This is a genomic window from Rhodanobacter sp. LX-99 (assembly GCF_018599185.1).
GTDB lineage: Bacteria > Pseudomonadota > Gammaproteobacteria > Xanthomonadales > Rhodanobacteraceae > Rhodanobacter.
Window position 1 is genome coordinate 1,606,456 of record NZ_JAHFVL010000001.1, and the last position, 24,018, is coordinate 1,630,473.

A 24,018-nucleotide genomic window follows, 5' to 3' on the forward strand; every position below is an offset into this window, starting at 1 on the left:
GAAGCGAACCATGGATACTCCCCAGACTCCCCTCCGCTCCCCCTTCGGCGCTGCCAGCACCGCGCGGGAAGTGATCGCAGGGCTGGATCTCTCCGGCCAGCTTGCGATCGTCACCGGCGGTCATTCCGGCATCGGCCTAGAGACGACGCGCGCCCTGTCCGAAGCGGGCGCGACCGTCATTGTGCTTGCCCGCGACGCAGCCAAGGCCACCAAAGCGGTCGGCGGCTGGCCCAACGTCGAGATCGATACCATCGACCTGATCGGGCCTGCCTCCATCGACGCGTTTGCCCAACGCTTCCTGGAGCGAGGCCGCAAGCTGGATCTGCTGATCAACAACGCAGGCTTCATCAACTACGCCTTCGAGCGCGACGCGCGTGGATACGAGTCGCAATTCGCCACCAATCACCTCGGTCACTTCCAGCTCACCGCGCGGCTGTGGCCGGCACTGACCAGGGGCGCTCGTGTCGTGACCGTGTCGTCCATGGGCCATAAGGTCGCTGCCGTGGATTTCGACGACATCCACTTCGAACGTCGTCCCTACAACGACTACGTGGCCTACGGGCAGTCGAAGTCTGCGAACGCCTTGTTCGCCTACTCGCTGGATCGTATCGGTCGCGTTGCGGGGATTCGCTCCTTCTCACTGCATCCGGGCGGGATGATCACCTCGGGCTTCTCCCGTGACATGAGCGAAGCCGACAAGAAGGCCGCGGGTTTCCTCGATACCGAGGGCCGGCCAGTCGTGGACCCGGAAAACAACATGAAAACCCTTGAGCAGGGTGCGGCGACGACGGTTTGGTGCGCCACCAGTCCATTGCTCAAAGGCATGGGGGGCGTCTATTGCGAGAACTGCAACATCGCGCAGGCTGTTCCCGCGAACTCCAACGCGCACCTGGGTGTTCGACCGTGGGCCGTCTCGCCCGAAGCGGCGGCGCGCTTGTGGAAGGTCAGCGAGGAAGCGACCGGCGTTAGGTTTCCGGGCTGAGGAGGTGCAAACCGGCCCCGGGCGATGCTCGGGGCTGGTGTCACACGCGAATGGAATCGACGATCGCCTTCACGAAAGCGTCCGGGGCCTCCTGGGGAAGGTTATGGCCAATACCGCCGGTAAGCTGGCGGTGTTCGTACTTACCGGTGAAGCGCTTTGCATAGCTTTCCGGCGGCGGATGCGGTGCGCCGTTGGCATCGCCTTCCATTGTGATGGTCGGAACAGTGACGAATGGCGCCTCGGAAAGTCTCGCCTCGATGTCGTCGAACCGGGGTTCACCGTCGGCCAGGCCGAGGCGCCAGCGGTAGTTGTGGACGACGATGTCGACGTGATCGGGATTGTCGAAGGAGCGGGCGCTGCGGTCGAAGGTGGCGTCGTCGAAAGCCCATTTCGGCGAGGCCAGCTTCCAAATCAACTTGGCAAAGTCGTGCCGGTATTTCTCGTAGCCTGCTCGCCCGCGCTCGGTCGCGAAATAAAACTGGTACCACCACTGGAATTCGGACTCCGGCGGAAGCGGAACCTGAGCGGTTTTCCGGCTGCCGATGAGGTAGCCACTGACCGACACCAGTGACAGGACGCGTTCCGGCCAGATTGCGGAAACGATACCTGCCGTCCTGGCACCCCAGTCAAAACCGCCCAGCATTGTTTTTTCGATTCCCAAGGCATCGAGAAAAGCGATCACATCTCGTGCCAACGCCGCGGGCTGGCCGTTTCGAGGAGTCTCGGGGGAAAGGAAGCGGGTTTCGCCGTAGCCCCTCAAATGAGGGACAAAAACACGATAACCGCGCGAGGCGAGCTGCGGCGCGACCTCGACAAAACTGTGTATGTCGTAGGGCCACCCGTGCAGCAGAACGACAGGCTTGCCCTTCTTCGGCCCGACCTCGACGTACGCGATTTCGAGGTCGCCGGCGCGTATGCGCTTGAGGCTTGCGAATGCGGCGGCATCTGTTGGCTTGATGGCTCGTGCGGTTGTCGCCGGCGTTTGCGGGGCCATGCCCGCCACCCCCAACGGTGCGATGGCAACGCCGAGCGCCACGGCCCCAAGGATGCGGCGACGACCCTCGTCAACGGAATTTTGCTCGTGCATTGCAAACTCCCTTTGGTGGGCGATAGCTTGGTGCGCTTGCGACGGATGAGCCTGGCCCTGTTAATTCAACTACAACGCCACCGAGGTTTCCATTCCGCGCGTCCGTACAGCATCCCTGCCTCGGAATTCGAGTCCGGGGCGTTTGGTGCAATTCGCGATGCGTCCTCTATTGGCCGATCGCGGCCCCTTGCGACAGCCTGGCGGCACGTCGAATTGCAGGATTGGTTCGTGACCTATCGCCTTCACCGCCGTAACGCGGCGGCGTACCGAGTACGCGCAGGATGCGCGTTGCTCTACCTGGGGCCCCTCTGCAGCGGCGGGCGGGTGGAGGACCACCCCGCAGGGTGGCTTGCGAGGATGCAAGCCAGTTTGGCGTCAGGGTAGGCGAGGACATGGATGTCCGAGATAGAGCAACGCAGGAGCAGTTGTCGAATGCACTGTCGACAAACCCGGAGCCCGACCGCGGACTTTCCGGGCAGGGATTCCCGGAAAGCGCGTAAGCGGGGTGGCCTTCTCTTTACTCCGGACACCCTGCCCTCCGCCCTTCGGGCCGGCTTCGCCGTTCGCGCCGCTTCTGCGGCGCAGTGGTTACTTTCTCCTGGCCACGCAAGAGAAAGTGACTCGCCCTCCGAAGGAGGACGAAAGCTCTTGCTTCTGATGTCGGCGAGCGGACAGAGGCTCAGCGATTCCCGAACGGTGTCGGAAAGAAGATCAAGAGCGAACCCCACGCCTGAAGGACTCCCTTTGGTCGCCTAACCCTCCCCTGCGACCGAAGGAAGTCCCTTGAGAGGCAAGCAGGGAATACCGCGCAGCCTCGCCGAAACTCCTGCAACCATTCAATCGATCGGCGTATGCCGATACGTGCTCACATCCGCAGGCTTCACCGGCCCGGCCCGGTTCGACCACGACTGCCGGATGTAGCCGACCACGGCGGCGACGTCCTCGTCGTTCAGCTGCTGCGCGAACGGCGGCATCGAGTACGGCTTCGGGTTGCCGGCGGTGGCCGGGGCGAAGCCGCCGAGCAGCACGCTGCGGATCGCGTTGATGCCGGTCGGTTCGGTGACCGAGGTGTTGCCGTCGAGCGGCGGGTAGACGCCGGCCACGCCGCGACCGTCTGCCCCATGGCAGTCGGCGCAGCGCTGCGCGTAGAGCTGGCCGCCCTGCTCGTGGCTGGCCGCGCGCTTGAACGGTGCCGGCGCGGGTTGCGCGCGCGGCGGCAGCGACTGCAGGTAGACGGCCACCGCCTGCAGGTCGGTGTCGGCCATGTGCTGGGTGCTCAGGCGCACCACGTCGGCCATCGGACCGAACGCACTGCCCTTGCCCGACTGGCCGGTCTTCAGCAGGTCGACGATGTCCTGCGCGCTCCAGCCGTCGAGGCCACCGCCGGGCTGGGTGCTGAGGTCGGGCGCGTACCAGTCCAGTTGCGGGATCCGGCCGCCGGTGAGGTGGCGGTCCTGCTCGATGCCGCCGAGCGCGTCGCGCGTGGTGTGGCATTCGTTGCAATGGCCCAGGCCCTGCACCAGGTAGGCGCCGCGGTTCCATTCGGGCGACTTCGCCGGGTCGGGCTTGAACTCGCCCGGCTTGAAGTACAGCGCGCGCCACGCGACCAGGCTGCTGCGCACGTTGTACGGAAAGCCCAGTCCCGGTTCGATATCCGGCCGATGCACCGGCGGCAGCGACTTCAGGTAGGCGAAGATCGCCAACGCGTCGTCGCGGGTCACCCTGGTGAACGAGGTGTACGAGAACACCGGGTACAGCAGTTCGCCCTGACGCCCCTTGCCCTGATGCAAAGCATTCCAGAAATCATCGAAGCTCCACTGGCCGATGCCGGTTTCCGGATCGGGCGTGATGTTCGGCGCCGGCACGTCGCCGAACGGCGTGCCCAGCGAGCGGCCGCCGGCGTAGCGCTGGCCGTCCCGCGCGGTGTGGCAGGCGGCGCAGTCGCCGACCGTGGCCAGGTATTCGCCGCGGGCGATCAACGCCGGATCGTGCAGAGCAGCGGCATCCGCCTCGCGCTGCGCGGGCGATGACGCCGGCTGACCAGCGCGGCCGAAGTACCGCCAGCCCAGCACCGCAATCGCCAGCAACGCCAGCAGCCACCATCCACGTCGCCACAGTTTCATTGAGCCGCTCCGCTCTTGCCCATCACGCACCAGCCCGGCAACGGTTCGGTCTGCGCACTGGCCGGTTCCGGATGCATGTCGGCCGGCGGCTCGTGGCTGGCCAGCCACGCCGACACGGCGGTGATGTCCGATTCGCGCATGCGGTTGGCGACCACGCCCATGCAGTAGGGCCCTTCGGCCGCGCGCTGGCGCGTGCGCCACGACACCAGCTGGGTGCTGAGGTAGTCGTACGACAGGCCCATCAGGCCCGGCATCATCGGCTCCACGCCGGTGAGCTTGCCGCCGTGGCAGCTGACGCACGACGGCACGCCGCGGGTCGAATCGCCGCGCATCACCAGCTGCTCGCCGCGCCGCAGGGTCTCCGCGGACACCGCCGGCACCGGCAGTTTCCGGTAGGGCACGTCCTGCTTCGCGAAGTACTCGGCGATATCGCGCAGGTACGCCGGGCTCAACTGGCGCACCACGTATTCCATCGGCGCGTGCCGGCGCTGGCCGGTCTGGAAATACTCGAGCTGCTGAACCAGGTAGCCCGCCGGCTTGCCGGCCAGGCGCGGAATCACCACGCTGTCCGGCGAACCCTCGCCGTGCACGCCGTGGCAGCTGGTGCAGGCGGCGACGCGCTGCTGCATGGTGTCGGGTACGGGCGGAGCGGTCCCCGCCTGCAGGCCCGCGGCCGATGCCGAAAGACTCCACACACCGAACACGAACGCCGCGCACGACGCATGTCCACGCAACCGCTGGCGCAGTGAAACGAATCTGTTCATCCACGAATTGTAGGCGCCCCGAACGGGCCAACCGGCGCCGAATAGCGGATCGCGACAACCTGCCGCAGCGTGGCAATCCATGCACGCCTCCCGAAAAGTTGCATATGAATCTGTTGACCGCAGTGCAATATCCACTTTAAGGTCGACGCCATGTCGCCGCTTTCCACGCCAGCACGCACGCACTTCGCCCCGGTTCGCGCCGGGCGTGCGCCGTTGCCGGCCGGCGTCGTCAACCGTTCCTTCGCCACCACCACCACCACGACCACGATTACCACTCGGTCGGGGTGGGTGTCCGTGCGCGACTAGGTTCTTCGCTACGCAACGGCCCCGCCCTCGACCGAGGCGGGCCGGCGCACTCCCCAAGCACAAGCCGATCCGCCAGCGAGCACGGGCCTCACCAGGAGGTCATCGTGAACATCTGTGCGCCCCAACTTGCCGATCTGCCGCCGTCGCTCGGCTTCGCCACGCCGACCCTGCGGCGGCAACGCGTGCTGGCAGTCGGCGTGATCGGCCCCGGCCGCGTCGGCAGCGCCTTGCTGGAACAGTTGCGTGCCGCGCAACCGCGGCTGGCCCGCGACAGCGGGCTGGAACTGAAACTCTGCGGCGTGGTGGCCAGCAAGCGCATGTGGCTGGACTGCGACGACGCCGAGCTCAACGGCCGCCACGGCGGCGCGCAGATCTGGCGGCCGAACGACCTGGATGCGTTCGCCGAACACGTGCGCGGCAACGACGGCCGGCATGCGCTGCTGATCGACTGCAGCGCGAACGACGAGGTGGCCGCGCACTACCCGCGCTGGCTCGCCGCCGGCCTGCACGTGGTGACGCCGAACAAGCTCGCCGGCAGCGGGCCGCTGCCGCGCTGGCAGGCGATCCGCGCGGCCTGCGCCAGCGGCGCGCGCTTCCGCTACGAGGCCACCGTGTGCGCCGGGCTGCCGGTGGTGCAGACCTTGCGCGACCTGCTCGATACCGGCGATGAACTGCTCGCGGTGGATGGCATGTTCTCCGGCACGCTGGCGTGGCTGTGCAACCGCCACGACGGCCGCCAGCCGTTCTCCGCCCTGGTGCGCGAGGCGCATGCGCTGGGCTATACCGAACCCGACCCGCGCGACGACCTGTCCGGCCTCGACGTGGCGCGCAAGCTGGTGATCCTGGCGCGCGAGGCGGGCTGGCCGCTGTCGCTGGAGGACGTCGACCTGCAGGGCCTGGTGCCGCCGGCGCTGGCCGCCCTGCCGCTGGACGAATGCATGCAGCGGCTGGACGAGCTGGATGCGCCGATGGCGGCAAGGCTGGCCGAGGCGCATGCCGCAGGCGGCGTGCTGCGCCACGTGGCGCAACTGGACCGGCACGGCCGCGCCAGCGTGCGGCTGATGGTGCTGCCGGCCACCCACGCGTTCGCGCATACCCGGCTCACCGACAACATCGTGCAGTTCACCACCCGCCGCTACTGCGATAATCCGCTGTCGGTGCAAGGCCCCGGCGCCGGTCCGGAGGTGACCGCCGCCGGCGTGTTCACCGACCTGCTGCGTATCGCCGAGTCGCTGGAGGCGCGCGCATGAACTCCTCGCTGCTGGAACCCGTCATGGCCTCACCGCGCCGCCCCAAACCCCCGCAAGTCGCCTGCGCCTTCGCGCCCGCCAGTGTCGGCAACGTGGGCGTGGGGTTCGACCTGCTCGGCCACAGCGTGGCCGGCGCCGGCGACCGCGCCGAGGTGCGCCGCATCGACGAGGCGGTGGTGCGCATCGCGGCGATCTGCGGCTGCGTCACCGACTTGCCCACCGATCCGCGCGCGAACACCGCCGGCACCGCGTTGCTCTCGCTGCGCAAGGCGCTCGGCCTGCAGCACGGTTTCGAGCTGGTGCTGCACAAGGGCATCGCGCTGGGCTCGGGCATGGGCGGTTCGGCCGCCTCCTGCGTCGCCGCGTTGGTGGCCGCCAACGCGCTGCTGGCGCAGCCGCTGCCGCGCGAGGCGCTGTACGGCTTCGCGCTGGACGGCGAGACGGTGGCCAGCGGCAGCCGTCACGGCGACAACCTCGGCTCGATGCTGCTCGGCGGCCTGGTGCTGGCCACCCACGAACGCCTGCTGCGCATCGAGGTGCCGGCCGCATGGCACTGCGCGCTGGTGCATCCGCACGTGGTGCTGGAGACGCGCAAGGCGCGCGCGGCGTTGGCCGGTCACTATGCGCTGGGCGAGTTCGTGGCGCAGAGTTCGAACCTCGCGCTGGTGCTGGCCGGCTGCTACCGCGGCGACGCGGCGCTGGTCCGCGAAGGCCTGAAGGATGTGCTGGTGGAACCGCGCCGCGCGCCGCTGATCCCGAACTTCGCCAAGGTGAAACAGGCGGCGCTCGATCACCACGCACTCGGCGCCAGCATCTCCGGCGCGGGCCCCAGCGTGTTCGGCTGGTACGACAACCGCAGCGATGCCGAAGCGGCGAGCGTGGCGATGCAAGCCGCGTTCGCGGAGGCCGGGCTGGACAGCGACGCGTGGGTATCGCCGATCAATGGGCCGGCTGCCGCACTGATCGACTCGATCGAGGCTGCCGCATGAGTGCCGCCGATCCCTTGCCATATCACAGCACCCGCGGCGGCGCTCCGGCCGTGCCGATCGGCCAGGCGATCGCCGCCGGGCTGGCGCCGGACGGCGGCCTGTACGTGCCCGCGGCACTGCCCGCACTCGACCCGGCCACGTTCGACCCGCACGGCTCGCTGGCCGATACCGCGGCCACCCTGCTGATGCCGTTCTTCGCCGGCGATGCGCTGGCCGGCGAACTGCGCGCGATCTGCGCCGAAGCGTTCACCTTCGACGCGCCCCTGCGCGCACTGCCGGCGCATCCGGCCACGCTGATGCTGGAGCTGTTCCACGGGCCCACCTCGGCGTTCAAGGATTTCGGCGCGCGCTTCCTCGCCGCCTGCCTGCGCCGACTGCCGCGCGCCGATGCGCGGCCGCTGACCATCCTGGTCGCCACCTCGGGCGACACCGGCGCCGCGGTGGCCGCCGCGTTCCATCGCCAGCCGAACGTGAACGTGGCGATCCTGTATCCGGACGGCCTGGTCTCGCCGCGGCAGGCGCACCAGCTCGGCTGCTTCGGCGACAACGTCCGCGCGCTGCGCGTGACCGGCCGCTTCGACGACTGCCAGCGCATGGTCAAGGCAGCGCTCAACGACGCCGCACTGCAGGCGCAGCGGCCGCTGTCCTCGGCCAACAGCATCAGCCTTGGCCGCCTGCTGCCGCAGATGAGCTACTACGCGCACGCCGCGCTGGGCTGGAGGCGCGAGCACGGCACGCCGCTGAACTTCATCGTACCCACCGGCAACCTGGGCAACGCCCTGGCCTGCCTGTGGGTGCGCGAACTGGGCCTGCCGGTCGGTGACGTGCAGTTGGCGTGCAACGCGAACGCCACCCTGCCCGACTATTTCGCCGGCGCCGCGTACGCGCCGCGCGAAGCGATCGCCACCCTCGCCAACGCGATGGACGTGGGCGCGCCCAGCAACTTCGAGCGGCTGCGCTGGACGTTCCCCGACGAAGCCCGCCTGCGTCGGCTGCTGCAGGCGGACAGCGTCGACGACGCCACGATCCGCCGCACCCTTGCCGATCACGCGCGCGCACACGGCGAAGTGTTTTGCCCGCATACCGCCACCGCGATGCACCTGCTCGACCGTCTGCGTGCGGACGGCGACGACGCGCCATGGGCGGTGGTCGCCACCGCCCACCCGGCCAAGTTCGAGAGCGTGGTGGAGCCGCTGGTCGGCCACCCGGTCGAGGTTCCCCCGGCGCTGGCCGCGATGCTGGCGCGCGACGCCCGCGCCGAGCCGCTGGCCGCCAGCGACACGGCTTTGCGGGACTGGCTGATGCTCTCGTAAAACATTCCGCGCCTGGCCCGGAAAAATCATCTGGACATCTGGACGTCCAAAGCAAGCCGATCGACTGATTTCAAATGAAACTGTTGACGCCGTCGTGCGAAGTGCCCTAAGGTCGGTCTCATGTCGCAGCGCAGCAGCCATTGCCGCATCGCCGAAATGAACCGTCTCGCGACGGTCGGCGGCCTGCTGCAGCTCGGCGGCACGCTCCTTATTACCCTCGTACTCGTACTCCTTATTACCAACGGAGGTGCGGGCTGAGGGCATGTGTCCAGGTAGCTGAAAAATAACCTGAAGACTCCCAAAGAACCCCGCACCCGGTAACGGATGCGGGGTTTTTTTGTGCCTTCGGCGCCGCCCACAGCGGAGCCATGATGAAAAACCCCGACCAGCACAACACCCCGATCAGCGACGACGACGTAGTCGCCGAACGCGTGCGGATCTTCGACACCACCTTGCGCGACGGCGAGCAGGCGCCTGGTTTCTCGATGGACCGGCGCGCGAAGCTGCGCATGGCACAGCAACTCGAGGCGCTGGGCGTGGACGTGCTCGAAGCGGGCTTTCCGCAGGCTTCGCCGGACGATTTTGCTGCAGTTGCGGAAATCGCCGGGGCGCTGAAAAGCACCACGGTATGCGCGCTGGCGCGCTGCCAGGACGGCGACATCGACAGCGCGGCGCGCGCGCTGAAGACGGCACGCCATTCGCGCATCCACCTGTTCCTGTCGACCAGCCCGCTGCATCGCGAGCACAAGCTGGGCATGAGCAAGGCGCAGGTGCTGGACACCGCGGTGCGTGCGATCGAACGTGCCCGCGGCTTCTGCGGCGAGGTGGAGTTTTCCGCCGAGGACGCCCTGCGCACCGAACCCGAATTCCTCGCCGAAGTGTTCAGCGCCGCCGTGGCCGCCGGCGCCACCACATTGAACGCGCCGGACACGGTGGGCTACACCACGCCGACCGAGATCGTCGAGCTGTTCCGCTACCTGCGCCAGCACGTGCGCGGCGCGGACAAGGTGGTGTTCTCCAGCCACTGCCACGACGACCTCGGCATGGCGGTGGCGAACAGCCTGGCCGCGGTGAGCGCGGGCGCACGCCAGGTGGAATGCACCATCAACGGCATCGGCGAGCGCGCCGGCAACGCCGCGCTGGAGGAGGTGGTGATGGCGCTGAAGGTGCGTGCGCCGCACTTCGGCGTCGATACCCGCATCGACACCCGCCAGCTGTACCCAAGCTCGCGCCTGCTCACTGAACTGACCGGCCAGGCGGTGCCGCGCAACAAGGCGATCGTTGGCGCCAACGCGTTCGCGCACGAGTCGGGCATCCATCAGCACGGCATGCTCAAGCATCGCGGCACCTACGAAATCATGCGGCCGCAGGACGTCGGCATCGCCGAAACCCGCCTGGTGCTGGGCAAGCACTCCGGCCGCGCCGCGCTGCGCCAGCGCCTGCAGGCGCTGGGCCACACACCGGACGACGCCGCGCTGGACGAGATCTTCGGCCGCTTCAAGACGCTGGCCGACCACGGCCGCGAACTGCACGACGAAGACCTGGAAGCGCTGGCGCTGGGCCGCGACCCGCACGCTGCCGGCCCGTGGCGGCTGGTGCAGCTGCACGCCAGCTCGCACTTCGGCGGCAGCGCCTCGGCCTCGGTGAAGCTGGCCCACGACGACGGCCACGAGGTCGGCGAGGCGGCGATCGGCGACGGCCCGGTCGACGCCGTGCTGCGCGCGATCGAGCGCGCCACCGGCACGCCGCTGGCGCTCACCCGCTTCCAGATCGATGCGCTCGGCGAAGGCGCCGACGCCCTGGGCCACGCGCAGCTGAGCGCGCGCCACGCCGCCCGCGACTGGCGCGGCCACGGCAGCAGCACCGACATCGTCGAGGCCGCCGCGCTGGCCGCGCTGGTCATCGTCAACCGGATCGAACGAACCACGCCAACCGCTGCCGTCGCGCACATCAAGGGAGCCACCGCATGAGCACGCCATTCCTGTGGCACAACGGCCAGATCAAGCCGTGGGCCGAGGCCACCACCCACGTCAGCGCGCATGCGCTGCACTACGGCTCGTCGGTGTTCGAGGGCGAGCGCGTGTACGCCACGCCGCGCGGGCCGGCGTATTTCCGGCTGGCCGAGCACACCCGCCGGCTGTTCGAATCGGCGCGCGTCTACGAGATCGATATCGGCTACAGCGAGGACGAGATCAACGCCGCCTGCCTCGACGTGATCCGCGCGAACCGGATGCCATCGGCGTACGTGCGGCCGATCGTGTTCCGCGGCGCCGGCGGGCTGGGCGTGCTGGCGAAGGGCGATGCGCCGGTGGAGGTGGCGATCATCGCGCTGAACTGGGGCGCGTATCTCGGCGAGGCGGCCGAACGCGGTGCCGACGTGTGCGTGTCGTCCTGGAACCGCCCCGCGCCGAACACCCTGCCGAGCTGGGCCAAGGCCGGCGGCAATTACCTGTCCAGCCAGCTGATCGGGCTGGAGGCGCGCCGCAACGGCTACGACGAGGGCATCGCGCTGGGCCACAACGGCCTGCTCAGCGAAGGCGCCGGCGAGAACCTGTTCCTGGTGAAGCGCGGCAAGCTGCTCACGCCGCCGTCCAGCGCCGGCATCCTGGCCGGGATCACCCGCGATGCAATGATCACCTTGGCCGCCGATCTCGGCATCGCGGTGGAAGAACGCGACCTGCCGCGCGAGGCGCTGTATTCCGCCGACGAAGTGTTCATGACCGGCACCGCCGCCGAGATCACCCCGGTGCGCTCGGTCGACCGCAAGGCGGTCGGCAAGGGTGCGCCCGGTCCCATCACCAAGGTCTTGCAGCAGGCGTTCTTCGGCCTGTTCGACGGCCGCACGGAAGATCGCTGGTCCTGGCTGAGTTTGGTTAACGCGGTCATCCCTGACCGCGAAGATCAAGAACCGGCCATCCATGGCCGGACTCCTCAGGAACGGCCGGCCCCCACGGAGGCAGCGGCATGAACCCGCGGACCTTGTTCGAGAAAGTCTGGGACGCCCACGTCGTCGCCGCCGAAACCGGCGACACACCGGCGGTGATCTACGTCGACCTGCACTTGGTGCACGAAGTCACCTCGCCGCAGGCGTTCAGCGAACTGCACGAGCGCGGACTGAAACTGCGCCGGCCCGACCGCATGCTGGCCACGCTGGACCATTCCACCCCGACCCTGCCCACGAACGCCGACGGCAGCCGCCCCTATGCGAACGCGGAAGCGCAGGCGCAGGTCGCGCAGCTGGAATCCAACTGCCGCGAGTTCGGCGTCGAGCTGCACGGCTGGGACAGCGCCGACCGCGGCATCGTGCACGTGATCGGCCCCGAGCTGGGCGCGACCCAGCCAGGTATGACCATCGTCTGCGGCGACAGCCACACCTCCACCCACGGCGCGTTCGGCGCGCTGGCGTTCGGCATCGGCACCACCGAGGTCGGCCACGTAATGGCCACGCAGTGCCTGCTGCAGCGCAGACCGAAGACCATGGCGATCCACGTCGACGGCCAGCTGCCGCCGGGAGTGGGCGCGAAGGACCTGATCCTGCACATCATCGGCACGATCGGCGTCGATGGCGGCACCGGCTACGTATTGGAGTACCGCGGCGCGGCGATCGAGGCGCTGTCGATGGACCAGCGCATGACCGTCTGCAACATGTCGATCGAAGCCGGCGCGCGCGCCGGGCTGATCGCGCCGGACGAGACCACATTCGCCTGGCTGAAGGGTCGCCCGCGCGTGCCGCAGGGGGAGGCGTGGGACGCAGCGGTGGCGAAGTGGCGCGCATTGCGCAGCGATGACGGTGCGCATTACGACCGCGAGGTGCGCATCGATGCCGGCGCCGTGAAACCCACCGTCACCTACGGCACCCATCCGGGCATGGCGATCGCGCTAGACGCCCCGGTGCCGGTGGCGACCAATGCGCAGGAGCGCCGTGCGCTCGACTACATGCAGAGCAAGCCCGGCCAGCCGATGCAGGGCACGCCGGTCGACGTGGTGTTCGTCGGCAGCTGCACCAACTCGCGCCTGTCCGACCTGCGCGAAGCGGCGCGCGTACTGCATAGCCGGCACGTCGCCGACGGCGTGCGCATGCTGGTGGTGCCCGGCTCCGAAGCGGTGCGCCGCGACGCCGAGCGCGAAGGCCTGCACCACGTGTTCACCGCCGCCGGCGCCGAGTGGCGCGTGCCCGGCTGCTCGATGTGCATCGCGATGAACGGCGACCTGGCGCAGCCGGGCCAGCTGGTGGTCTCCACCTCCAACCGCAACTTCGAGGGCCGCCAGGGCAAGGGCGCGCGCACCGTGCTGGCCAGCCCGGCCACCGCCGCTGCGTCGGCAATCGCCGGGCGCATCGCCGACCCGCGCGAGTACGCCGTACACAACAAGAGCCGGCAGGAGCAAGCCGCATGAAACCCGTGACCCACCTCCACTCCCGCACCGCCGTGCTGGCCGACGAGAACATCGACACCGACCGCATCATCCCGGCGCGCTTCCTCACCACGACCACGCGCGAGGGGCTGGGCAAGCTGTGCTTCCACGACTGGCGCTACCAGGCCGACGGCAGCGACAACCCCGCCTTCCCGCTGAACCGCCCGGAAGCGCGCGGCTGCTCGATCCTCGTGGCCGGGCGCAACTTCGGCTGCGGCTCCTCGCGCGAACACGCGCCGTGGGCGCTGCTCGACTACGGCATCCAGGCGGTGCTGTGCAGCGAGATCGCGGACATCTTCCGCGGCAACGCGCTGAAGAACGGCCTGCTCGCCATCGTCATCGACGAACTCGAACACCGCTGGCTGCTCAAGCATCCCGGCATCGAACTGGCGATCGACGTGCGCGAGCAGTACATCGCGCTGCCCGACGGCGGCCGCATCCCGTTCGCTCTGGAGCCGTTCGCGCGGCACTGCCTGCTCAACGGCGTCGACCAGCTCGGTTACCTGCTTCAGCAAGGCGACGCGATCACCTCTTACGAACAACAGCATCAGGAGCAAGCGGCATGAAAGCCCACATCGTTACCCTGCCCGGCGACGGCGTCGGCCCCGAAGTCACCGCTGCCGCGGTGGCCGTATTGAAGACCGTGGCCGCGCGCTACGAGCACGTGTTCGCGTTCGACGAGCAGCTGATCGGCGGCATCGCGATCGACGCCACCGGCGAGCCGCTGCCGGCCGCCTCGCTGGCGGCATGTAAGTCCGCCGATGCAGTGCTGCTGGGCGCCGTCGGCGGCCCGAAGTGGTCCGATCCGAACGCGCCGGTGCGGCCCGAGCAGGGCCTGCTGGCGCTGCGCGCCGCGCTCGGCGTGTACGCGAACCTGCGCCCGCTGCAGGTGCATCCGGCGCTGGCCAACCTGTCGCCGCTGAAGAACGACAAGCTGAAGCACGTCGACGTGCTGTTCGTGCGCGAGCTCACCGGCGGCGCCTACTTCGGCGCGAAGACGCGCAGCGACGAGGCCGCCACCGACGAGTGCAAATACACCGTGGCCGAGATCGAGCGCGTGGTGCGCCGCGCGTTCGAGCTGGCACGCGGCCGCCGCCGCCATGTCACCTCGGTCGACAAGGCCAACGTGCTGGAGACCTCGCGGCTGTGGCGCAGCACGGTGCAGCGCATCGCTGCCGAGTATCCGGACGTGAAGCTCGAGCACCAGCTGGTCGACTCGATGGCGATGCTGCTGCTGACCCAGCCGAACCGCTACGACGTGGTGGTCACCGAGAACCTGTTCGGCGACATCCTCACCGACGAGGCCGCCGCGCTGGCCGGCTCGCTCGGCCTGCTGCCGTCGGCGTCGCTGGGCGACGGCCGGCGCGGGCTGTACGAACCGATCCACGGCTCCGCGCCGGACATCGCCGGCACCGGCGTGGCCAACCCGGTCGGCGCGATCCTTTCCGCCGCGCTGCTGTTGCGCCACTCGCTGGGCCTGGAAGCCGAAGCGGTGGCGATCGAGGCGGCGGTCGAGCAGGTGCTGCGCCATGGCCCGCACAGCCGCGACATCGGCGGCAACGCCGGCACCGATGAAGTGCGCGATGCCGTGCTCGCGGCGATCGAGGATCACGCCGACAACGCCGCCGCGTTCTTCTGCGGAGCACGCGCATGCGGCTGATGCAGCCAGGTTTCCCCAGCGGGCACACGGACGTGCCCGCATTTTCTGCCGCCCCCTGCGTGCTCCCGGCACAGGACGGTTCGCGCACGCCGCGATGGCGCCGATCCCCGCCCCGTCCAGCCACCTCCCTCGCACGCAGGGGGCGCTTTTCTTTCTTCACCCAGCGGAATCGCCATGCGCAGTGACCTGATCAAGAGCGGCCCCGACCGCGCACCCGCCCGCGCCATGCTGCGCGCCACCGGCCTCGACGACGAGGCGATCGCGCGGCCGCTGGTCGCGGTGGTGCACACCTGGTCGAACGTGAGCCCGTGCAACCTCAACCTGCGCGAGCTCGCGGTCGAGGCCGCGGCCGGCATCCGCGCCGCCGGCGGCACGCCGGTGGAGTTCAACACCATCGCGGTCACCGACGGCATCGCGATGGGCACGCCGGGCATGCGCTCGTCGCTGATCAGCCGCGAAGTGATCGCCGACTCGATCGAGCTGGCGGTGGACGGCCACTGCCTCGACGCGATGGTGGTGCTGTGCGGCTGCGACAAGACCATCCCCGCCGCCGCGATGGCGCTGGCGCGGCTGAACATTCCCGGCGTGGCGCTGTACGGCGGCACGATCGCGCACGGCACCCACGACAGCCATCCGATCACCATCCAGCAGGTGTTCGAGGCGGTCGGCGCACATGGCGCGGGCAAGATCGGCGACGAGGAACTCACCGCGGTCGAGCGCGACGCCTGCCCCGGCGCCGGCGCCTGCGGCGGCCAGTTCACCGCGAACACGATGGCGATGGTGCTGACCACGCTGGGGCTGTCGCCGCTGGGCTACAACGACATCCCCGCCACCCACCCGGCCAAGGGCGCGGCCGCGTTCCGCTGCGGCGAGCTGGTGATGGAATGCCTGCGCGCGAACCGCACGCCGCGCGAGCTGATCACGCGCAGCTCGATGCGCAATGCCGCGCGCATGGTCGCCGCCACCGCCGGCTCCACCAACGCGGTGCTGCACCTGCTGGCGATCGCGCGCGAGGCCGGCGTCGCGTGGACGCTGGAGGATTTCGAGCCGGCCTCGGCGCACACGCCGGTGATCGCCGACCTGCTGCCCGGCGGGCGCTACACCGCGGTGGAACTGTTCGGCGCCGGCGGCAGCGCGCGGGTGGCGCAGGAGCTGATCGCCGCCGGCATGCTGGAGGACACGCCCACCGTCACCGGCCGCTCGCTGTTCGCCGAAACCGCGGCGGCGCCGCATGCCGAAGCGCAGGACGTGGTGCATCCGGTGAGCGCACCGCTGAAGCCGCGCGGCGGCTACTCGATCCTGTACGGCAACCTCGCCCCGGAAGGCTGCATCCTCAAGCTCGCCGGCAAGGGCGCCACCCACTTCGAAGGCCGCGCCCGCGTGTACGAGGGCGAGGAACAGGCCTTCGCCGCGGTGCAGGCCGGCGACATCGCCAAGGGCGACGTCATCGTGATCCGCAACGAAGGCCCGGCCGGCGGGCCCGGCATGCGCGAGATGCTCGGCGTCACCGCCGCGCTGATCGGCCGCGGCCTGGGCGACGACGTGGCGCTGATCACCGATGGCCGCTTCAGCGGTGCCACCCACGGCTTCATGGTCGGCCACATCGCGCCGGAAGCCGCGCGCGGCGGCCCCATCGCGCTGCTGCACGAAGGCGACCGCATCGTGATCGACGCGGCGCGGCGCGAGATCGCCACCGACGCCGACCTCGCCGCACGCCGCGCCGGCTGGCAACCGCCCGCACCGAAAGTCAGCCGCGGCGCGCTGGCCAAGTACGCGCTGCTGGTCGGCTCCGCCTCCGACGGCGCCACCACGCATCCCGGCTCCAATCAGATTCATTCAGCCGTCTCCACACCCAAGCAAACCCATACCGAATCCAACCAGGGAGTCACCGCATGAGCAGCAACAACACCCTCGCCCAATCCCGCATCGCCGTGCTCGGCTACGGCAGCCAGGGCCGCGCGCACGCGCTGAACCTGCGCGACTCCGGCCTCGACGTCGTGGTCGGCCTGCGCCCGAACGGACCGACCTGGCACAAGGCCAAAGCCGACGGCTTCAAGGTGGCCGAGCCGGCCGAAGCCGTGAAAGGCGCCGACCTGGTCGCCGTGCTCACCCCCGACATGGTGCAGCCGACGCTGTACAAGGAAGCGATCGAGCCGAACATCAAGCCGGGCGCCGCGCTGCTGTTCGCGCACGGCTTCAACGTGCACTTCAGGCAGATCGAACCGCGTGCCGACATCGACGTGATCCTGGTTGCGCCGAAGGGCCCCGGTGCGCTGGTGCGCAGCGAGTACGAGCGCGGCCGCGGCGTGCCGTGCATCTGGGCGGTGCACCAGGACGTCAGCGGCCAGGCCGAGGCGAAGACCAGGGGCTACGCCGACGGCATCGGCGGCGGCCGCGCGATGATCATCCGGACCGACTTCAAGGAAGAGACCGAGACCGACCTGTTCGGCGAGCAGGCGGTGCTGTGCGGCGGCGCCAGCGAGCTGGTGATCAAGGGTTTCGAAACCCTGGTGGAAGCCGGCTACCAGCCGGAAATCGCCTACTACGAGGTGATGCACGAGCTGAAGTTGATCGTCGACCTGTTCTACGAGGGCGGCCTGGCCAAGATGCTGCAGTTCGTCTCCGAGACCGCGCAGTACGGCGACTACGTCAGCGGCCCGCGCATCGTCGACGCCGGCACCAAGGCGCGCATGAAGGAAGTGCTCACCGACATCCAGGACGGCACCTTCGCGCGCAACTGGATCGCCGAGTACCAGGCCGGCCTGCCGAACTACAAGCGCCTGAAGCAGGCCGATCTCGAGCATCCGATCGAGGTGGTCGGCGCGAAGCTGCGTGCGCGGATGCCGTGGCTGCAGCCGAACGCGGCGGCGGCCGCCGTCACCCCGTTGAAGAAAGCCGGCTGACGCTCCTGCTCTCTGCCCTGCGATGCAGGGGAGAGAGCACATCACCGCAACGCGTGGGGAATCTATCTTGTGAATGCGCAACCACTGAAAGCCGAAACCTCAACAGACCGGCATCCGCTTGCCGGCCAGGCGATGAGCGGCGCCGAAGTGATCGTGCAGGTACTCGCCGACGAAGGGGTCGGCGTGCTGTTCGGCTATTCCGGCGGCGCGATCCTGCCGGTGTACGACGCGGTGTTCCGCCACAACGCCGAGCACCCGCGCGCCGACGGCGGCGAAGCGATGCCGCTGGTGGTGCCGGCCAACGAGCAGGGCGCGGGCTTCATGGCCGCGGGCTACGCGCGCGCGTCCGGCAAGGTCGGCGTGGCCATCGTCACATCCGGCCCCGGCGCCACCAACATGGTGACGCCGGTGCGCGACTCGATGGCCGACTCGATCCCGCTGGTGGCGATCTGCGGCCAGGTCGGCACCGCGGCGATCGGCAGCGACGCGTTCCAGGAGGCGCCGATCAGCAACATCATGGGCGCCTGCGCCAAGCACGTGTTCCTGGTCACCGACGCGAGCCAGTTGGAAGCCACCGTGCGCACCGCGTTCACCCTTGCCCGCAGCGGCCGGCCCGGGCCGGTGGTGGTGGACGTGCCGAAGGACGTGCAGAACGCCGCGCTGAACTGGCATGGCCGCGGCGAGCTGGCGTTGAGCGGCTACCGCACGCGGCTGCGCGCGGTGGAACAGGCGACGCTGGGCGACGCCGATTGCGATGCGCTGTTCACCGCGCTGATGCAGGCCAGGCGGCCGTTGATCTATGCCGGCGGCGGCGTGATCGCCGCGGAGGCATCCGCGGCGTTGCGCGCGTTCGTCGATGCATTCGGCCTGCCGGTCACGACTACCCTGATGGGTCTGGGCGGCTTCGACAGCACCGACCCGCTGGCGCTGCACCTGCTCGGCATGCACGGCACCGCGTACGCGAACTACGCGGTGGAGGACTGCGACTTCGTGCTGGCGCTGGGCGCGCGCTTCGACGATCGCGTGGCCGGCGTGCCGGACAAGTTCGCGCCGCGCGCGAAGTTCATCGCGCAGATCGACATCGACCCGGCCGAGATCGGCAAGGTGAAGGGCGTCGGCTGGCATCACGTCGGCCCGCTGCAACGCGCGCTGGAACGGCTCACCGCCTATGGCTGCGCGCACCGCTTCAAGCCGCAGCTCGCCGAGTGGCATGCGCACGTGGCGGAACTGAAGCGCGTGCACGCGATGAACTACGACCGCGAAAGCGCGCTGATCCAGCCGTACGCGGTGCTGCAGGCGATCAACCGCCACACCCGGGGCCGCGCGATCGTCAGCACCGGCGTCGGCCAGCACCAGATGTGGGCGGCGCAGTATTTCGACTTCCGCGCGCCGCGGCACTGGCTCACCTCCGGCTCGATGGGCACGATGGGTTTCGGCCTGCCGGCGGCGATCGGCGCGCAGTTCGCGCACCGCGACAAGCTGGTGATCGACATCGACGGCGACGCCAGCATCCGCATGAACATCGGCGAGCTGGAAACGGTCACCACCTACGGCCTGCCGCTGAAGATCGTGGTGCTCAACAACGTCGGCGACGGCATGGTGCGGCAGTGGCAGAAGCTGTACTTCAAGGGCCGCTTCGCCGCGTCCGACAAGAGCCTGCACAAGAAGGATTTCGTGCGCGCCGCGCAGGCCGACGGATTCGAATGGGCGCGGCGGCTGGAACGCGTGGACGAGCTGGAAGCGACGATTGCCGACTTCCTTGCCTTCGACGGCCCGGCCTTCCTCGAAGTGATGATCGACCCGGATGCCGGCGTGTACCCGATGGTCGGGCCTGGCGCCAGCTACGCGCAGATGATCACCGGCGATTTCATCGCCTCGCGCGCGGCGCCGGTCGCGCACGAGGACTCGACGTCCCACATGTTCTGAGCGTTTGACCTTCCCTTCTCCCTTTGGGAGAAGGTGGCCCGAAGGGTCGGGTGAGGGTACGGGCGAGCCTCAGCGCCTCGCTCCGTCCGAACCCTCACCCGCCTGTCGGCACCCTCTCCCGAAGGGAGAGGGACTCATCTCTGGAGCACCCGCCATGAACCACACCTTGTCCATCCTGTTGCAGAACGAAGCCGGCGCGCTGGTGCGCGTGGCCGGGCTGTTCGCCGCGCGCGGCTACAACATCGACACGCTGACCGTCGCCGCCACGCATGACCCGGCGGTGTCGCGCTTGACCCTGAGCCTGCAATGCGACGACGCCGCACTCGGCCAGATCCTGCAGCAGACGCGCAAGCTGGTCGACGTGCTGCAGGTGGCACATCCGGCGACGGCTCTCGCTGCATGAATGCCGTTGCGCCGCAGCTCACCGACGGCGATGCGGCAGCGAGCGGCGACCTGCTGGCACGGATCCGCGCCGCGCGCGTCTACGAGGTGGCGCATGCATCGGCACTGGAAGCGGCGCCGCTGCTCGGTGCGCGGCTGGGCCAGAGCGTGCTGCTCAAGCGCGAGGACCAGCAACCGGTGTTCTCGTTCAAGCTGCGCGGCGCGTACAACCGCATGGTGCAACTGGATGCAGCGCAACGCGCACGCGGCGTGGTCGCCGCCTCCGCCGGCAACCATGCGCAAGGCGTGGCGCTGGCCGCGGCGAAGCTGGGCATCCGCGCCACCATCGTGATGCCGGTGACCGCGCCGCAGCTGAAGGTGGACGCGGTGCGCCGCTTCGGCGGCGCGCTGGTGGACGTCGTGCTGGCCGGCGATTCCTACAGCGACGCGCAGGCCGCGGCTGCGCAGTTGCAGGCCGAGCGTGGCGCGGTGTTCGTGCACCCGTTCGACGACCCGGCGGTGATCGCCGGCCAGGGCACGATCGCGCTGGAGATCCTGCGCCAGCACCCCGGCCCTCTGCAGGCGTTGTTCGTGCCGGTCGGCGGCGGCGGCCTGCTCGCCGGCGTGGCCGCGTGCATCAAGGCGCTGCGGCCCGAAGTGAAGGTGATCGGCGTGCAGGCGGCGGATTCGGACGCGATGGCGCGCTCGCTGGAAGCCGGCGAGCGCGTGGTGCTGGACGAGGTCGGCCTGTTCGCCGACGGCACCGCGGTGAAGCAGGTCGGCGCGCTCACTTTCGCGTTGTGCCGGCAGCACGTGGACGCGATGCTGCGGGTGGACACCGACGCGATCTGCGCCGCGATCCGCGACATCTACCGGGACACCCGCAGCGTGCCGGAACCGTCCGGCGCACTGGCGCTGGCCGGACTGAAGCAGTACGTCGCCGCACACGGCGCCGGCGACGGCGCGCTGGTCGCGATCGTCTCCGGCGCGAACATGAATTTCGACCGCCTGCGCTTCGTCGCCGAACGCGCCGAGGTCGGCGAGCAGCGCGAGGCGGTGTTCGCGGTGACCATCCCGGAGGAGCGCGGCAGCTTCCGCCGCTTCTGCTCCGCACTGGGCCGGCACGCCATCACCGAGTTCAACTACCGCATCGGCGATGCGCGCTCCGCGCACCTCTTCGTGGGCGTGCAGATCGCCAGCCGCGACGAGCGCGAAGCGCTGATCGCCGCGTTCCGCGCACAGCGGTTCGACGTGCTCGACCTCACCGACGACGAGCTGGCCAAACTGCACCTGCGCCACATGATCGGCGGCCGCTCGCCGCTGGCGCAGGACGAGCTGCTGTACCGCTTCGAATTTCCCGAACGCCCCGGCGCGCTGACCCGCTTCCTCGGCCAGCTGCATCCGGACTGGAACGTCAGCCTGTTCCATTACCGCAACCATGGCGCCGACCACGGCCGCATCCTGGTCGGCATCCAGGTGCCGGCGGCCGAACAGCCGCTGTTCCGGCGCTTCCTCGCCACGCTGGGCTACCCGTGGGTTGACGAGAGCGCACACCCGGCCTACCGACTGCTGCTGCGCAGCTGACGGCTCAGAACAGGTCGATGCTTCCCGCCGCCATCCCGCGTCCCAGCAGACCGCACGCACTCAGGTTCTCGTAGCCGTAGGTGCCGTTGCGGCCATGCTGCTTCGCGAAGTAGAGCGCCTTGTCGGCACGGTCCAGCGCACTCGCCGGGTAATCGTGGCGGCCGACGCCGGCATAGCCAATGCTGACGGTGACGCTGCCCACCTGCGGAAACACGTGCTCGGCGATGCGCCGGCGAAAACGCTCCAGCGCGGCGTGCACGGTGGCCTGCCCGGTTGCGCCGAACAGGATCACGAACTCCTCGCCGCCGAAGCGGAACAGCACGTCGCCGCGGCGGAAACAGGCGCGCATCTGCTGGGCCAGCAGCAGGATCACCTCGTCGCCATAGATATGGCCGTAATTGTCGTTGATGCGCTTGAAGTGGTCGATGTCGAGGATTGCCAGCCACACCTGCGGCGGCTCATCGGCAGGTCCGCCGGCCAAGGCAGCATTGCGCAGTGCCTGTTCGCGCTGGTGCAACAACCGTTGCAGCTGGCGCTCTAGGCTGCGCCGGTTGTACAGGCCGGTCAGCTTGTCGCGCTCGCTTTCATGGAGCAGGCCGGTGTAGTTGGCATAGATGCGGGCGAACCCGTCGGCGAGCGGCCGACTGGCGGCTGGCGGCATGTCGCTGTCCAGCTGCAGCGCACCGATCGCGCGGCCGTCGCGCAGGATCGGCACGACCAGCCGGTACACGCTTTGCACCCTTTCCGTCTGCACTTCCAGCCGGTGCATGCAGCGATGCAGCAGCTTCAGCGCCGGATCGACCCGATCCGGATCGTCCGCCTGCAGCTGATAGGCGCCCTGCGCGTCCGGCATGCAGCGCACGATGCTTTCCACGTACGCGCCGTCGAGCGCCCGCTTGGCCAGGACCACCCGGTGCGCCGAAGTCAGTTCGGCCAGCGAAAGCACCAGGCTGTGGTCGAGCGCGGCGATGTCGCGGTGGTGGGTGAACGAGGCCACCGAATCGAGCAGGCGCGAATGCACGAACGATTCCGCCACCGCCGGCGTGGACATGGCGGCAGCGCCGTCGTCGGCAGCGGTCGCATCGCGCGACAGAACGGAGTCCTTTTCGGTGGTTTCGTATCCGGCCATCAACGTTCCAGACACCGGCGGCCCCGGGCTTCGTACGGCGCATGCTTGGCGTTACCCCGAATGGTTCGCCCATAGGCCATATCGGCTGCCGGGCGGCGGACTTTAGCCGGCCAGTGATCCACCGCGCGGTTCGAAGCGGCATGGCGCGCTAGACTTCCGCGTATGGCTCCCCCATCCCGCAAGAAGCACCCGCGGCGCAGCGCCGCGCCTGCGTCCGCCGCCCGGCCACGGCCCGGCCCGGCGAAAGCCGCCGCCAAACCGGTGCGCCCGGCCGACAGCTCGACCCGCGCCATGCGGGTACTGGACTGGCTGCTGCAGAAACTGCCGACGCGTCATCGCGAGAAAGCCCGGGACTACCTGGTGCTGACCCGGATGGATCGCCCGATCGGCGCGTTGCTGCTGCTGTGGCCGACCTGGTGGGCGCTGTGGCTGGCGGCCGGCGACTTCCCGCCGTGGAAGCTGCTGCTCGTCTTCACCCTCGGCGTGTTCGCGATGCGCGCGGCCGGCTGCGCCATCAACGACTACGCCGACCGCAAGCTCGATCCGCTGGTGGCGCGCACCGCCGGCCGGCCGATCGCTTCCGGGCGGGTGACGCCGCGCGAGGCGCTGCTCGTGTTCGCCGCGCTGCTGGCGTTCGCGTTCGTGCTGGTGCTGTTCACCAACAGGCTGACCATCCAGCTGTCGTTCGCCGGCGCCGCGCTGGCGGCGATCTATCCGTTCACCAAGCGCTGGACCTACCTGCCGCAAGTGGTGCTGGGCGCCGCGTTCGGCTGGTCGATCCCGATGGCGTTCGCGGCGGTGGCCGGCACGGTGCCGCCGGTGGGCTGGCTGCTGTTCATCGGCAACATCCTGTGGTCGGTGATCTACGACACCGAGTACGCGATGGTCGACCGCGACGACGACCTCAAGGCCGGCGCGAAGTCCACCGCGATCCTGTTCGGCGACGCCGACGTGCCGATCCTCGGCATGCTGATGGGCACCTTCCTGCTGGCCATGCTGTTCGTCGGCCAGCGCGCCGGGCTCGGCTGGCCGTACTGGCTGGCCCTGCTGACCGCCGCCGGCCTGTTCGGCTACCAGCTGTGGCTGATCCGCGACCGCCTCCGCGACGCCTGCCTCGCCGCGTTCCGCCACAACAACTGGCTGGGCCTGGCGGTGTGGATCGGCATCGTGCTGGCGCTGGCGCTGCGCTAGCAACGCACCGGGTACCG

21 protein-coding genes are annotated in these 24,018 nt (G+C 69.4%); 16 read left to right on the top strand and 5 right to left on the bottom strand.

The features are described 5' to 3' along the window. Positions 1–10: 10 nt before the first annotated feature. On the top strand, positions 11–982 hold the full coding sequence (locus KK131_RS07515) for an SDR family NAD(P)-dependent oxidoreductase (RefSeq protein ID WP_214556042.1): 972 nt from the start codon (positions 11–13) through the stop codon (positions 980–982). A 40-nt stretch (positions 983–1,022) separates the two neighbouring features. On the opposite strand, the gene KK131_RS07520 is transcribed toward KK131_RS07515, so the two are convergent. The 4 genes from KK131_RS07520 to KK131_RS07535 form a co-directional block, all read right to left on the bottom strand. Next, positions 1,023–2,069 (bottom strand): alpha/beta hydrolase, encoded by a 1,047-nt coding sequence (locus tag KK131_RS07520; RefSeq protein ID WP_214556043.1) that lies wholly within the window; start codon positions 2,067–2,069, stop codon positions 1,023–1,025. A gap of 836 nt (positions 2,070–2,905) precedes the next feature. Beyond that, the gene (locus KK131_RS07525; RefSeq protein ID WP_214556044.1) at positions 2,906–4,192 is read right to left on the bottom strand and encodes a cytochrome c; all 1,287 of its coding nucleotides are present in this window, start codon (positions 4,190–4,192) and stop codon (positions 2,906–2,908) included. Next, positions 4,189–4,956 (bottom strand): c-type cytochrome, encoded by a 768-nt coding sequence (locus tag KK131_RS07530; protein ID WP_214556045.1) that lies wholly within the window; start codon positions 4,954–4,956, stop codon positions 4,189–4,191. Before KK131_RS07530 ends, KK131_RS07525 begins: the two co-directional genes overlap by 4 nt. Next, entirely contained in the window at positions 4,953–5,222 is a 270-nt protein-coding gene (locus KK131_RS07535) for a hypothetical protein (protein ID WP_214556046.1), read from the bottom strand. Before KK131_RS07535 ends, KK131_RS07530 begins: the two co-directional genes overlap by 4 nt. Positions 5,223–5,396: 174 nt before the next feature. On the opposite strand from KK131_RS07535, the gene KK131_RS07540 reads away from it, so the two are divergent. From KK131_RS07540 to ilvA, 14 genes are all read left to right on the top strand, one after another. Beyond that, a complete protein-coding gene (locus tag KK131_RS07540; RefSeq protein WP_250887081.1) occupies positions 5,397–6,512 on the top strand; it encodes a homoserine dehydrogenase in 1,116 nt (371 codons plus the stop codon). Positions 6,513–6,535: 23 nt separating this feature from the next. Next, positions 6,536–7,501: a homoserine kinase gene (locus tag KK131_RS07545; RefSeq protein WP_250887080.1), complete on the top strand. Its 966-nt coding sequence runs from the start codon at positions 6,536–6,538 to the stop codon at positions 7,499–7,501. Then, positions 7,498–8,814, top strand: coding sequence for a threonine synthase (thrC, locus tag KK131_RS07550; RefSeq protein WP_214556049.1), 1,317 nt, complete (start codon positions 7,498–7,500; stop codon positions 8,812–8,814). Before KK131_RS07545 ends, thrC begins: the two co-directional genes overlap by 4 nt. A 120-nt stretch (positions 8,815–8,934) precedes the next feature. Continuing rightward, a complete protein-coding gene (locus KK131_RS07555; protein WP_214556050.1) occupies positions 8,935–9,072 on the top strand; it encodes a hypothetical protein in 138 nt (45 codons plus the stop codon). A gap of 110 nt (positions 9,073–9,182) precedes the next feature. Beyond that, the gene (locus KK131_RS07560) at positions 9,183–10,784 is read left to right on the top strand and encodes a 2-isopropylmalate synthase (RefSeq protein ID WP_214556051.1); all 1,602 of its coding nucleotides are present in this window, start codon (positions 9,183–9,185) and stop codon (positions 10,782–10,784) included. Then, positions 10,781–11,782: a branched-chain amino acid transaminase gene (locus KK131_RS07565; RefSeq protein WP_214556052.1), complete on the top strand. Its 1,002-nt coding sequence runs from the start codon at positions 10,781–10,783 to the stop codon at positions 11,780–11,782. Before KK131_RS07560 ends, KK131_RS07565 begins: the two co-directional genes overlap by 4 nt. Beyond that, on the top strand, positions 11,779–13,209 hold the full coding sequence (leuC, locus tag KK131_RS07570) for a 3-isopropylmalate dehydratase large subunit (RefSeq protein ID WP_214556053.1): 1,431 nt from the start codon (positions 11,779–11,781) through the stop codon (positions 13,207–13,209). Before KK131_RS07565 ends, leuC begins: the two co-directional genes overlap by 4 nt. Next, on the top strand, positions 13,206–13,793 hold the full coding sequence (leuD, locus tag KK131_RS07575) for a 3-isopropylmalate dehydratase small subunit (protein WP_214556054.1): 588 nt from the start codon (positions 13,206–13,208) through the stop codon (positions 13,791–13,793). The genes leuC and leuD overlap by 4 nt, the downstream gene beginning before the upstream one ends. After that, a complete protein-coding gene (leuB, locus tag KK131_RS07580; RefSeq protein WP_214556055.1) occupies positions 13,790–14,887 on the top strand; it encodes a 3-isopropylmalate dehydrogenase in 1,098 nt (365 codons plus the stop codon). Before leuD ends, leuB begins: the two co-directional genes overlap by 4 nt. A gap of 174 nt (positions 14,888–15,061) precedes the next feature. Beyond that, the gene (locus tag KK131_RS07585; RefSeq protein ID WP_214556056.1) at positions 15,062–16,783 is read left to right on the top strand and encodes a dihydroxy-acid dehydratase; all 1,722 of its coding nucleotides are present in this window, start codon (positions 15,062–15,064) and stop codon (positions 16,781–16,783) included. Further along, a complete protein-coding gene (gene ilvC / locus KK131_RS07590; protein ID WP_214556057.1) occupies positions 16,780–17,790 on the top strand; it encodes a ketol-acid reductoisomerase in 1,011 nt (336 codons plus the stop codon). The genes KK131_RS07585 and ilvC overlap by 4 nt, the downstream gene beginning before the upstream one ends. A 132-nt stretch (positions 17,791–17,922) precedes the next feature. Further along, the gene (gene ilvB / locus KK131_RS07595; RefSeq protein WP_250887079.1) at positions 17,923–19,716 is read left to right on the top strand and encodes a biosynthetic-type acetolactate synthase large subunit; all 1,794 of its coding nucleotides are present in this window, start codon (positions 17,923–17,925) and stop codon (positions 19,714–19,716) included. Positions 19,717–19,870: 154 nt separating this feature from the next. Further along, complete coding sequence (ilvN, locus tag KK131_RS07600; protein ID WP_214556059.1) at positions 19,871–20,119, top strand: acetolactate synthase small subunit; 249 nt, start codon at positions 19,871–19,873, stop codon at positions 20,117–20,119. Further along, positions 20,116–21,681: a threonine ammonia-lyase, biosynthetic gene (gene ilvA, locus KK131_RS07605; RefSeq protein WP_214556060.1), complete on the top strand. Its 1,566-nt coding sequence runs from the start codon at positions 20,116–20,118 to the stop codon at positions 21,679–21,681. The genes ilvN and ilvA overlap by 4 nt, the downstream gene beginning before the upstream one ends. Before the next feature lie 4 nt (positions 21,682–21,685). Here ilvA and KK131_RS07610 read toward each other — a convergent pair whose 3' ends face one another. After that, positions 21,686–22,810, bottom strand: coding sequence for a GGDEF domain-containing protein (locus tag KK131_RS07610; protein ID WP_214556061.1), 1,125 nt, complete (start codon positions 22,808–22,810; stop codon positions 21,686–21,688). A gap of 261 nt (positions 22,811–23,071) precedes the next feature. On the opposite strand from KK131_RS07610, the gene ubiA reads away from it, so the two are divergent. Further along, positions 23,072–24,001: a 4-hydroxybenzoate octaprenyltransferase gene (gene ubiA / locus KK131_RS07615; protein WP_214556682.1), complete on the top strand. Its 930-nt coding sequence runs from the start codon at positions 23,072–23,074 to the stop codon at positions 23,999–24,001. Positions 24,002–24,018: the final 17 nt, after the last annotated feature.

Excerpts from the sequence above, each read along its gene's own strand:
- KK131_RS07515 (WP_214556042.1), top strand. The coding sequence starts at position 11 with ATGGATACTCCCCAGACTCCCCTCCGCTCCCCCTTCGGCGCTGCCAGC.
- KK131_RS07520 (WP_214556043.1), bottom strand. The coding sequence starts at position 2,069 with ATGCACGAGCAAAATTCCGTTGACGAGGGTCGTCGCCGCATCCTTGGG.
- KK131_RS07525 (WP_214556044.1), bottom strand. The coding sequence starts at position 4,192 with ATGAAACTGTGGCGACGTGGATGGTGGCTGCTGGCGTTGCTGGCGATT.
- KK131_RS07530 (WP_214556045.1), bottom strand. The coding sequence starts at position 4,956 with ATGAACAGATTCGTTTCACTGCGCCAGCGGTTGCGTGGACATGCGTCG.
- KK131_RS07545 (WP_250887080.1), top strand. The coding sequence starts at position 6,536 with ATGGCCTCACCGCGCCGCCCCAAACCCCCGCAAGTCGCCTGCGCCTTC.
- thrC (WP_214556049.1), top strand. The coding sequence starts at position 7,498 with ATGAGTGCCGCCGATCCCTTGCCATATCACAGCACCCGCGGCGGCGCT.
- KK131_RS07555 (WP_214556050.1), top strand. The coding sequence starts at position 8,935 with ATGTCGCAGCGCAGCAGCCATTGCCGCATCGCCGAAATGAACCGTCTC.
- KK131_RS07560 (WP_214556051.1), top strand. The coding sequence starts at position 9,183 with ATGATGAAAAACCCCGACCAGCACAACACCCCGATCAGCGACGACGAC.
- KK131_RS07565 (WP_214556052.1), top strand. The coding sequence starts at position 10,781 with ATGAGCACGCCATTCCTGTGGCACAACGGCCAGATCAAGCCGTGGGCC.
- leuC (WP_214556053.1), top strand. The coding sequence starts at position 11,779 with ATGAACCCGCGGACCTTGTTCGAGAAAGTCTGGGACGCCCACGTCGTC.
- leuD (WP_214556054.1), top strand. The coding sequence starts at position 13,206 with ATGAAACCCGTGACCCACCTCCACTCCCGCACCGCCGTGCTGGCCGAC.
- leuB (WP_214556055.1), top strand. The coding sequence starts at position 13,790 with ATGAAAGCCCACATCGTTACCCTGCCCGGCGACGGCGTCGGCCCCGAA.
- KK131_RS07585 (WP_214556056.1), top strand. The coding sequence starts at position 15,062 with ATGCGCAGTGACCTGATCAAGAGCGGCCCCGACCGCGCACCCGCCCGC.
- ilvC (WP_214556057.1), top strand. The coding sequence starts at position 16,780 with ATGAGCAGCAACAACACCCTCGCCCAATCCCGCATCGCCGTGCTCGGC.
- ilvB (WP_250887079.1), top strand. The coding sequence starts at position 17,923 with ATGAGCGGCGCCGAAGTGATCGTGCAGGTACTCGCCGACGAAGGGGTC.
- ilvN (WP_214556059.1), top strand. The coding sequence starts at position 19,871 with ATGAACCACACCTTGTCCATCCTGTTGCAGAACGAAGCCGGCGCGCTG.
- ilvA (WP_214556060.1), top strand. The coding sequence starts at position 20,116 with ATGAATGCCGTTGCGCCGCAGCTCACCGACGGCGATGCGGCAGCGAGC.
- KK131_RS07610 (WP_214556061.1), bottom strand. The coding sequence starts at position 22,810 with ATGGCCGGATACGAAACCACCGAAAAGGACTCCGTTCTGTCGCGCGAT.